The 10,519-nt window shown below is 67.3% G+C and carries 9 protein-coding genes; all 9 read left to right on the forward strand.

All coding sequences use genetic code 11. From position 1 onward, the window contains the following. The first annotated feature begins 84 nt into the window (after positions 1–84). Complete coding sequence (locus QM682_RS07395) at positions 85–549, forward strand: Lrp/AsnC family transcriptional regulator (protein WP_415128297.1); 465 nt, start codon at positions 85–87, stop codon at positions 547–549. A 216-nt stretch (positions 550–765) separates the two neighbouring features. Next, entirely contained in the window at positions 766–1,662 is an 897-nt protein-coding gene (locus QM682_RS07400; RefSeq protein WP_415128298.1) for a LysR family transcriptional regulator, read from the forward strand. A 147-nt stretch (positions 1,663–1,809) separates the two neighbouring features. After that, positions 1,810–3,216, forward strand: coding sequence for an aspartate ammonia-lyase (aspA, locus tag QM682_RS07405; RefSeq protein WP_415128299.1), 1,407 nt, complete (start codon positions 1,810–1,812; stop codon positions 3,214–3,216). A 226-nt stretch (positions 3,217–3,442) separates the two neighbouring features. Next, positions 3,443–3,952: an RNA polymerase sigma factor gene (locus QM682_RS07410; RefSeq protein WP_415128300.1), complete on the forward strand. Its 510-nt coding sequence runs from the start codon at positions 3,443–3,445 to the stop codon at positions 3,950–3,952. Positions 3,953–3,955: 3 nt separating this feature from the next. Beyond that, the gene (locus QM682_RS07415; RefSeq protein WP_415128301.1) at positions 3,956–4,885 is read left to right on the forward strand and encodes a FecR family protein; all 930 of its coding nucleotides are present in this window, start codon (positions 3,956–3,958) and stop codon (positions 4,883–4,885) included. A 123-nt stretch (positions 4,886–5,008) separates the two neighbouring features. Beyond that, the gene (locus QM682_RS07420; RefSeq protein WP_415128302.1) at positions 5,009–7,447 is read left to right on the forward strand and encodes a TonB-dependent receptor domain-containing protein; all 2,439 of its coding nucleotides are present in this window, start codon (positions 5,009–5,011) and stop codon (positions 7,445–7,447) included. Positions 7,448–7,522: 75 nt separating this feature from the next. Then, a complete protein-coding gene (locus tag QM682_RS07425) occupies positions 7,523–8,443 on the forward strand; it encodes an iron-siderophore ABC transporter substrate-binding protein (protein ID WP_415128303.1) in 921 nt (306 codons plus the stop codon). Continuing rightward, positions 8,440–9,429, forward strand: a complete 990-nt coding sequence (locus QM682_RS07430) for a FecCD family ABC transporter permease (protein WP_415128305.1) — start codon at positions 8,440–8,442, stop codon at positions 9,427–9,429. The genes QM682_RS07425 and QM682_RS07430 overlap by 4 nt, the downstream gene beginning before the upstream one ends. After that, entirely contained in the window at positions 9,426–10,400 is a 975-nt protein-coding gene (locus QM682_RS07435; RefSeq protein ID WP_415128307.1) for a FecCD family ABC transporter permease, read from the forward strand. The genes QM682_RS07430 and QM682_RS07435 overlap by 4 nt, the downstream gene beginning before the upstream one ends. Positions 10,401–10,519 lie beyond the last annotated feature (119 nt).

Here is a 10,519-nt window from a genome sequence, read left to right on the forward strand (position 1 = left end):
ATTACCTGGGTAGGAATGGACGGTGTGACCAATTCATGCCATTTTGCCAGGCGATTGAAACATATATTCGCGAGTTTATGGTCCATGAACGACATCCTGGACGCGACCAACATCAAGATCCTGCGCGAACTGGTCGCCAATGCCCGGATTCCAATCACTGAACTGGCGCGCAAGGTCGGGTTGTCGAAGACGCCGGTGGCGCTACGCATCCGGCAGATGGAGCAGGCGGGGCTGATCACCGGCTACCGCGCGATCCTGTCGCCGCTGAAGCTGGGGCTGACCCATGTGACCTATGTGGAATTGCGGCTGTCGGACACCCGGCAAAGGACGCTGGAGCAGTTCAACGCCGCCGTGCGCGCCATCCCCCAGATCGAGGAATGCTATCTGATCGCGGGCGGCTTTGACTATCTTCTGAAGGTGCGTTCGCAGGACATGGCCGATTTCCGCCGGATCATGGCCGAGCGGATCTCGGCCCTGCCCCATATCCAGGGCACGACCAGCTATGTCTCGATGGAGGCGGTGGTCGAGCAGAACTGGACCGAGCTATAGGGCCGCCCCTTGCCTCGGGGGCGAAGGTGCCGGCCTGAATCGGCGGCGCGGCCCGTGGCTTGGCCAGGCCGTCGGGATGGCTGGACCGGCGCGGCGGCGATGGCATCCTGAATACGCGATGTCATGACAGCCCCTGCGCGAAAAGCCCGCCGCCCCCGCAAGCGGCTTCCGGCGGCGGGGCGGCTGGGGTAAGCCTTGGCGGAAAGGGAGGGGCCGATGGACTTCAAATGGCTGGAAGACTTCCTGACCCTGGCCGAGACGCATAGCTTCTCGCGCGCGGCGGAACTGCGCGGGGTGACGCAAAGCGCCTTCTCGCGCCGCATCCGCGCGCTTGAGGAATGGCTGGGCACCGACCTTCTGTCCCGCGAAAGCTATCCGGTGCGCCTGACCCCCGAGGGCATGGCCTTCCGCGAAACCGCCGAAGAGGCCGTGCGCATGATCCAGGCCCGCCGCGCCGAGTTCCGCGACCATGCCCGCGCGCGCGGCGGCGAGATTTCCTTTGTCGCGCTGCACAGCCTGACCGTGACCTTCCTGCCCGGCTGGCTGATGCGGCTGAAGGCGACGGCGGGACAGATGACCAGCCGCGTCAAGCCCGAGAATTTCGACCGCTGCATCGAGGCGCTGGCCGAAGGCGGCTACGACTTCTTCCTGACCTATGCCCATCCGCAGGTGAACATCCCGCTGGACCCGGCGGCCTATCCGCATCTGGTCGTGGGCGCCGACAGCCTGGTCGCCGTCGCCCGGCCCGGCTGGCCGCCCGAATGGCTGACCGAGGGCATGCCGATGCTGAAATATTCGCGCGGCAGCTTTCTGAACGCGATGGCCCGCATCGCCCTGGCCCAGCCCGGCGCGCCGCAGGTCTATACCGCCCATACCGACGAGGCGAGCATGGCCGAGGCGATGAAAAGCATGGCGGTCGCGGGCCATGGCATGGTCTGGCTGCCCCGCCTGCTGGTCGAGGCCGAGATCGCCTCGGGCCGGCTTGAGGTGGTGGCCCCCGAACTGCCGATGCAGATCCGGCTTTACCGCAATGCGGCGCGCGGACGCGGCATCACCGGCCGGGTCTGGCAGGCCGCGCGCGAACTGGGCGAAGGTTATGCGAAACCCGAATAACCATGCCGGGATTGGCATTGGCATTCACGCGCCGCCGGGCCTAGATCTGCGCCACGGGACGGCAAAAACCGTCCGAACCCAAAGCGTTGCGCGACAGCGGGCGATCCGTGCGCCGCCGGCCCCGCCTTTATGCCCCAGAGGAATGACATGAACCAGATCCGCGTCGAACATGACCTGCTTGGCGACCGCGACGTGCCCGCCGACGCCTATTGGGGCGTCCACACCCTGCGCGCGGTCGAGAATTTCCCGATCTCGGGACGGCGCATCGGCGATATCCCCGAACTGGTCCGCTCGCTGGCCGCGATCAAGCAGGCGGCGGCGCTTGCCAATGCCGATCTGGGCCTGCTTTCGCCCGAGCGCCGCGACGCCATCGTCGCCGCCTGCGAGGAAATCCGCGCGGGCAAGCTGCACGATCAGTTCGTGGTCGATCAGATCCAGGGCGGCGCCGGCACCTCGACCAATATGAACGCCAACGAGGTCATCGCCAACCGCGCGCTGGAAATCATGGGCCACCAGAAGGGCCAGTATCAGTTCCTGCACCCGAACGAGCATGTGAACATGAGCCAGTCGACCAACGATGTCTATCCGACGGCGCTGCGGCTGGCCTCGTGGAAGGGCATTCAGAAGCTGATCGGCGCGCTGTCCAGCCTGCGCGGCGCCTTCGAGGTCAAGGCGGTCGAATTCGCCGACATCCTGAAGATGGGCCGCACCCAGTTGCAAGAGGCCGTGCCGATGACGCTGGGCCAGGAATTCACCACCTATGCCGTCATGCTGGGCGAGGACGAGGCGCGGCTGGCCGAGGTCTCGGCCCTGCTCTGCGAGATCAACCTGGGCGCCACCGCCATCGGCACCGGCATCACCGCCCATCCCGAATATGCCGAGCGGGTGCGCGCGCGCCTGGCCGAGATCACCGTGATCCCGGTCGTCACCGCCTTCGACCTGATCGAGGCGACGCAGGATTGCGGCTGCTTCGTGCAGGTCTCGGGCGTGCTGAAGCGGGTGGCGGTCAAGCTGTCCAAGACCTGCAACGACCTGCGGCTGCTGTCGTCAGGCCCGCGCGCCGGCTTCAACGAGATCAACCTGCCCGCGCGGCAGGCGGGTTCCTCGATCATGCCGGGCAAGGTCAATCCGGTCATCCCCGAGGTGATGAACCAGATCTGCTTCGAGGTGATCGGCAACGACATGACCATCACCATGGCGGCCGAGGGCGGGCAGTTGCAACTGAATGCCTTCGAGCCGGTGATCGCCTATTCGCTGTTCCGCTCGGTCGATCACCTGGTCGCGGGCTGCGCCACCTTGCAGACGAACTGCGTCGAGGGCATCACCGCCAACCGCGAGGTGCTGAAGGAAACGGTGCGCCGCTCGATCGGCATCGTCACCGCGCTGAACCCCTATATCGGCTACGCGGCCGCCACCGAGGTCGCGACCGAGGCGCATTTGACCGGGCGCGGCGTCTATGAACTGGTGCTGGAAAAGGGCCTGCTGCCAAAAGAGCGGCTGGACGCGATCCTGCGCCCCGAGACGCTGACCCGGCCCACCCTGTTCGTGGCATAAGGCGTGATGGCCCCTGGGCATGGCTCGGGGGCTTTTGCCGAAGGGCCGCGGGCGCGATGCCACGGGCGGCGCGCAGGCATTTGCGGCGACTGCCCGCGGATTTCCCGAGCGACGGAAACGGCCGGGCCTTCATTTCGCTTGCAGTCATTCTCGGGCCAAGTTGCATCGCGTCTGCCCATGGCGCATTCTGGTGGGATGGCTTTCATCGCAACACGGGCCTTGATGCGTGACCTGGGATATTCAAACATTATTCCGCAGCCACTCTCGGCGGGTCACCCGCTCTCTGGTTCGTCGGGGCATGGCAATGGATGTGGCCGAGGATCTGACCCAGGATGTGTTCCTGCGCCTGCTGGACCGGGACCGCACCCCACCCGAGCAGCAGGCCGGGCGCGATCCCGCGCCGCTGCTTCTGCGCATCGCGCGCAACCTGATGATCGACCAATGGCGGCGAGAGAAGGTGCTGCCCCTGACCGCGCTGCCGCCCGCCGAGGTCGAGGCCGTCGCCGACCCGGCACCGCTTGCCGAACAGCGGGTTTACGACCGCCAGCGGCTGGAACTGACCGCCAAGGCGCTGACCGAAATGCCCCAGCGCACGCGCCGCGCCTTCGAGCTGCACCGGATCGAGGGGCACACGATAGCCGAGGTCGCGGCCGAGCTTGGGGTTTCGACCAGCCGGGGCTGGGCGCTGATCCATGATGCCTATCGCCGCATCCGCCAGACGCTGAACGACGGCTGAGCCATGCCCACGCCCTCTGACGACAACCTTTTCGATGCGGCCGTGACCCATGCGATCCGCCTGCAAGCCAATCCGCGCAACGCCGCCGCGCTGGAGGCGCTGGCCGCCTGGCGCGCGCGCAGTCCCGCCCATGAAAAAGCCTGGGCCGAGATTGCCGAGATCCACGGCATGACCGGATCCCTGCTGGCCCGTCGACCGGGGGAAAACGGGCTAAGCCGCCGCAAGGCGCTTGGGCTGGGGGCCGTCGGACTGGGACTTGCGGCCGGGGCGGGGCTTGTCGGGCCAGGGATGTTCCTGGCGGCCAAAGCGGATCATCTGACCTCCACCGCCGAAATCAGCGACATCACCCTTGCCGATGGCAGCCGGATCAGCCTTGGCCCGGATTCCGCGATCACGGTGGATATCCAGCCGGACCGGCGAGAGGTGCTGCTGCTGTCCGGCATGATCTGGTGCGCGGTCGCACCCGGGACGCCGGCCCTTCAGTTCCGCTGCGGCCGCGCCCGGATCGAAAGCGCGGCCGGGGAACTGAGCCTGTCGCATGAACGCGGGCGCCTGTCGCTGGCGCTGGATCGGGGCCAGGCCCGGATCCTTACCGGCGCGGATGCCGGAACGGAACTGACAGCCGGTGACTGGCTGGAACTGGAGGAAAGCGGGCGCATCATCCGCAAGGTCGGACTGACCGCCAGCGAGGCGTCCGGCTGGCGCGACGGGCTGATCGTCGTCGAGGCCGAGCCGCTTTCGGCCGTGGTTGCCCGTATCGCGCGCTGGTTGCCCGGACGGGTGGTGATCGCCGATCCGGGCCTGGGGGCAAAGCTGGTCAGCGGGGTGTTCGACATGGACCGCCCGCGCGATGCCTTGCTGGCCGCCGTCAGCCCGCATGGCGCGGGCCTGTATCGGATCTCTCCCTGGCTGGTGGTGATCACCGCGCTTTGACAGTCGCGAAAAAAATCCGGCGGCGGGGGTGAAAAACTCCTTACGCCGTTCGTAAAGCTTACCGAGGCAGCCATTGCATCCGTGAGCAGCCAGTCCTCGCTGAATTCCGATGAGGAGACTGGTATGAACGACAAAGGCACCGGCACGACCGGGCGGGTCCTGGCCGCGATGCTGCTGGCCACGACGGCATTGGGTGGCAGTCTTGCGGGCGGCAGTCTTGCGGGCGGCGGCCGCGCCATGGCGCAAGAGGCGGGCTATGACAGCATTCCGCCGGGGCCGCTCGGCCCGGCCCTTGCGGCCTATGGACGGCGGGCGGGGCTGCAACTGGCCTATGACCCGACATTGGCGGCCGGCAGGACCTCGCCCGGGCTGAAGGCCCCGGCCCCGCCCGAGGCGGCGCTGGCGACCTTGCTGCGCGGCACGGGGCTAAGCTTCACCTTCGCCGCTCCGGGGGTGGTGACGATCACGGACAGGGCGGAGCGGGGCGCGGCGGAAGCCGAGGGCGTCGTTCTGGAACCCATCGTGCTTTACGGGGATCGCACCACCGCCGCCCTGGGTGAAAGCCGCAGCAGCGTGGCGGTCGTCACGGCAGAGCCCGCGGCCGCGCCGGTGCCCGCCACGGTGAAGGACGCCTTTCGCCAGATGGGCAACGTCGCCGCGGGCGACTGGCTGGAAAGCGGCTTCATCATCCGGGGCATCAACTCCGAGGGGCTGGTGCCGGGCGCGGCCGGGGCGCCGCTTGCCTCGCTTTACATCGACGGGGTGCAGCAGACCGTCAACGCAGTGCGTCGCGGAACCCGCAATTTCTTCGATGTCGAACAGGTCGAGGTCTATCGCGGCCCGCAATCCACCCTGTCGGGGCGCGCGGCCCTGGCCGGCGCGATGTATCTGCGCACCAGGGATCCCGAATTCGCCCGGTCGGGCGAGGCGATGCTGAGCTATGGCTCGGACAATCACCGCCGGGCGGGCCTGGCCTTCGGCGATGCCCTGGGCACCGATCTGGCCTATCGCGTCAGTGCCGAATGGTCGGAAAAAGACAGCGATCTTGACTACCGCTCTTACAAACGTTTCAAAAACTACGACGATTTCGTCACCGATGATTACTACGCCCTGCGCGCCAAGCTGCTGTGGCTGCCCACCGGGGACGAGGCGACCCGCGTTCTGTTCAGCTATGCCCACAGCTATGACAGCCCCACCTATAACGACGTGGGCGGGCCGCTTTGGGCCACGGGCGCGCCGGGCTATGGGGCGCGGCGCGGCGATCTGTGGGGGGCGCTGACACCGGATTTCTATGCCGCCATCGTCGGCGAGGCTCCGGTCTTTCAAGAGATGCGCGACACCACCGTCGACAATTTCGGCATCGAGGTGACCCATGAGCTAAGCGGGAACCTGACGCTTTCCGCCCTGACGGGTATCTCGCGCTCGGTCACCGACCGGGATTCCATCAACCACGGAACCGCAGGCGAATTCTTCACGACCAGCGGCCAGTTCACCCAGAAAACCATCTCGCAAGAGGTCCGCCTGAACTATGAGGACGGGGCCGGGCTGAAATGGGTGGCCGGGCTTTACGCCGGCCGCTCGGACAACGATGCCTGGCGCAAGAGCCAGCTCTTTTCCTTTGACGAAAGCCGCAACGAGGCGGATATCACCAATATCGCGCTGTTCGGCGAGGCGACCTGGGAATTCACTCCGGGATGGAGCGTGATCGGCGGCGGCCGCGTCGACTGGATCAGCCAGAAGCAGATGGCCTGGGTTTCCAGCGATGGCATGGTGACCGCCGACGACCGTTCGAAATTCGAGGATACGGTCTTCCTGCCGAAGCTGGGCCTGGAATATGCCTTCGCCGATGGCCAGACGCTTTCGCTGATCTATCAGAAGGGCTATCGTCCCGGCGGATCGGCGATCATGGCGGCAAGCGGCGCCAGATACGATTACGACCCGGAATATGCCAGGAACCTGGAACTGGCCTGGCGCGGCAGCTTCCTTGAGGACCGGCTGACGGTGGCGGCCAATGTCTTCTGGCAGGACTGGCGCGATCAGCAGGTCGAGGTCCTGGTCGATCCGGCGAACCCCGGCGGCGACAGCTACATCGCCAATGCCGGCAAGTCGGAAAGCCATGGCGCGGAATTGGAAATCGCCTGGGCGGCGACGGAGGAACTAAGCCTGTATTCCTCGGTCGGGTTGCTGAAAACCAAGTTCAAGGATTTCGACATCGCGGGCTATGGTGACTATTCCGGCCTGCCCTTTCCCAACGCACCCGAGCAGAGCATCGCCCTGGGCTTGCGCTGGACCGGCGCGAACGGGTTCTTCGGAGCGGCTTCGGCGAAATACACCGGCCGTTCGATGTCGCGGCTGGAACAAGGCACGGCCCGGCCGGTCGATCTGTCCTCATACACCACGGTCGATGCCGAATTCGGCTATCAGTGGGAGCAGGTCCGGCTGACCGCCTATGCGACCAACCTCTTCGACAAGGAGTATGATGTCTATGAGGCGGGTCCGGGCGTGGTGGCCACGCTGGGGGACCGGCGCGAGGTGGGTCTGCGGGTCGGTTACAGGTTCTAAGATGCCATCCTGCGCCTTTCTGGCACCCTGGGGTTCCCAGGGCGCCGGTTCGTCCTTCCCTTCGCGGAGAAATCCATGCGCGGTCTGATCGCCATTCTGCTTCATGCCTTCCTGCTTGCCGGCGCGGCGCGGGCCGGGGATTGCGCGGGCAGGATTCTGGACGGGCCGGATTACATCGGCGCGCCACTTTGCATCCCAGCCGATCCCCGGCGCATTCTGGTGATCGACCCGACCTTTTCGCTGGGCATGTCGCTGGAAATGGGCCTTCCCGTCGTCGCGGCCCCCCTGACCGGGATGAGCGACCCGATATTGAAGGCCCAGGCCGAGGCGAAGGGCATCCAGAACATCGGCTTCGTGCTTGAGCCCTCGATGGAGGCGGTTGTGTCGAGCCGGCCCGATCTGATCATCGGCAGCGCCATGGCCGAAAGCCATCTGCCGATGCTGACCCGCATCGCGCCTACCGTTCTGGTGACGCCCCAGGACTGGCGCGCCTATTATCGCGCCATGGCCCGGATCGCCGGGCGCGAGGCCGACCTTGCCGCGCTGATGGCCCCGCTTGACACGCGCATCGCCGATCTGCGCGCAAGGATGCCCAAGACCACCGTTTCGATCATCCGCATCACCCCCTGGGATTTTCAGGTCTATCTGGATGCGCCCGACGCCTGGGCCCCGTTCGCGCTGCTGCACGAGCTTGGCGTCCGGCGCAGCGCCTATGAGCGCCAAAGCGACCCGACCGGCCTGAAGCGCCCCGATTGGGAACAGATGGCGGGCCTTGACGGCGATCGGCTTCTTTACATCATCGGCGGCTCCAACGGCTCCGCCGAGGGCGGTCGCTGGAACGAAGTCAGCCGGAACCCGCTGTGGCGGATGCTGCCCGCCGTCCGCGCGGGGCAGGTCTTTCCACTGGATCCGGGACTGTGGATGGAGTTCTCCGGGATCGGATCGGCGCATCGGGTTCTGAACGATGTCGAACGATTGGTGATCGGCCATCCATGAGACGCGCCCTGCTTCTTCTGCCGCTGCTGCTGCTTTTGCCGCTGATGGCGTTCTGGGCCCTGGGCATAGGCTCGGCCGGGATCGGTCCGGGCGACGTGCTCTCGGCGCTGATCCATGGCGGCGACGACAGCCGCGAGACATTGCTGATCACCACCGTCCGCCTGCCCAGGGTCCTGGCCGCGCTGGCGGTGGGTGCGGGGCTTGCGGGGGCGGGGGCGATCTTGCAGATGCTGACCCGCAATCCGCTGGCGGATCCGGGCCTGCTGGGGATCAACGCGGGGGCCGCGCTGGCGGTGGTTCTGCTGGTGACGTTCGTGCCCACGGCCAGCCGGGGCGCGATGGTTCCCGTCGCCTTTCTGGGTGCCGGGTTCGCGGCTCTGGCCGTCCATGCGCTCGGCTCGGCCGGCAGGGGCGGCGCCAGCCCTCTGCGCCTGACCCTGGCGGGCGTGGTGATCGCAAGCTTTCTCGCCTCGGCCACGGCGGCCCTGCTGATCTTCGATGCGGCCACGCTGGACGCGGTGCGGCAATGGACCGCCGGATCGCTGGCCGGGCAAAGCATGGCCGGGCTTGCCGCGCCGCTGCCCTGGCTGGGCCTTGCCATGGGCGCCGCGCTGATCCTGCGGCCCAGGCTTGCCGTGATCGGGCTGGGGCCCGAGACCGCCGCCGGCCTGGGGGTGCAAGTGGCGCTGTGGTGGGGGATCGGCATCGCGCTTGCCGCGCTGATGGCGGCGGCGGCGGTTGCGATGGCCGGGCCGGTGGGCTTTGTCGGGCTGATCGTGCCGCAGGCGGTGCGGCTGGTCGCGGGCGCGCGGTTTTCCCGGCTGTTGCCCCTGTCGATGCTGGCGGGGGCGGCGGCGGTCCTGCTGGCCGACACGCTGCCGCGCGCCGTGCTTGGCCGGGATGTTCCCGTCGGGATCGCGCTTGCGCTTATCGGCGGGCCGGTCTTTCTGGCGCTGGCGCGCGGCCGGATCGGGCGCCTGGCATGAGGCTTGCCTTCGCCTGCCTGGCGCTGCTTGCCTTCTTCCTGATATCGCTGGCCCTGGGCGAGCGACCGATCCCGCCGGGCCAGATCCTGCCCGCGATCATGGGCGATCCGGCCATTGCCCCCGATATCGGCTTCATCATCCGCGATCTGCGCCTGCCGCGCGCCTTGCTTGCGCTGCTGGCGGGGGCGGCCCTGGGCCTGGCCGGGGCGCTGGCGCAGGCCGCGATGCGCAACAGCCTTGCCGAACCGGGACTGATCGGCATCAATGGCGGCGCGGCCCTGGCCGCGATGGCGATCCTGGTCCTGTTCCCCGATTTCGCGGCGGCATGGCTGCAATGGGCGGCGCTTGCCGGCGCGCTGATCATGGCCGCGCTGATCCAGATCCTGAGCCTGCGCTTCGGCATGCGCTCGCAGCGGATGATCCTGATCGGGCTTGCGCTTGGCGCGGTTGCGGGCGGCATATCCTCGTTTCTGGCGGTGCTGGGCGATATCGCCACGGTGCAAAGGGCGATGATCTGGATGGCGGGCAGCCTACAGGACAGCCGGTGGGAAAAACTGTCGCTGCTGCTTGCATGGCTTGCGCCCCTGGCAATCCTGACGCTGACCTTGGCGCGGTGGCTGGATGTGCTGGGCTTTCAGGATGGCCAGGTATCGGCATTGGGCTTTCCGGCCGGGAAGCTGCGGGCCTCCATGCTGGCGATTTGCGCGGGCCTTGCCGGGGCGGTCGTGGCGGCGACAGGCCCCATCGGATTTGTCGGCCTTGTCGCGCCGCATCTGGCCCGGCGGCTGGCAGGTCCGCTGCACCGCCATCTTTTGCCCATGGCCGCCGTGACCGGAGCCGCGCTTTTGCTGCTGGCCGACACGATAGGGCGCAGCGTCATCGCGCCCGCGCAGGTGCCGGCGGGGATCGTCGCGGCCCTGATCGGCGCGCCATTCCTCGGCTGGCTTATGTGGAGACATCGCGATGACTGACCAGGGCACCGCCGGTCTTGCCGCCCGCGACCTGACGCTTGCCTATGGGCCGCGCCGGATCGTCAGTAAGCGCGGAGTTGAGGCCGTTCAGGGTTTGTAATTCCATGGCATGAGTGCGT

Source organism: Paracoccus sp. (in: a-proteobacteria) (genome assembly GCF_047605025.1).
Taxonomy (GTDB): Bacteria; Pseudomonadota; Alphaproteobacteria; order Rhodobacterales; family Rhodobacteraceae; genus Paracoccus.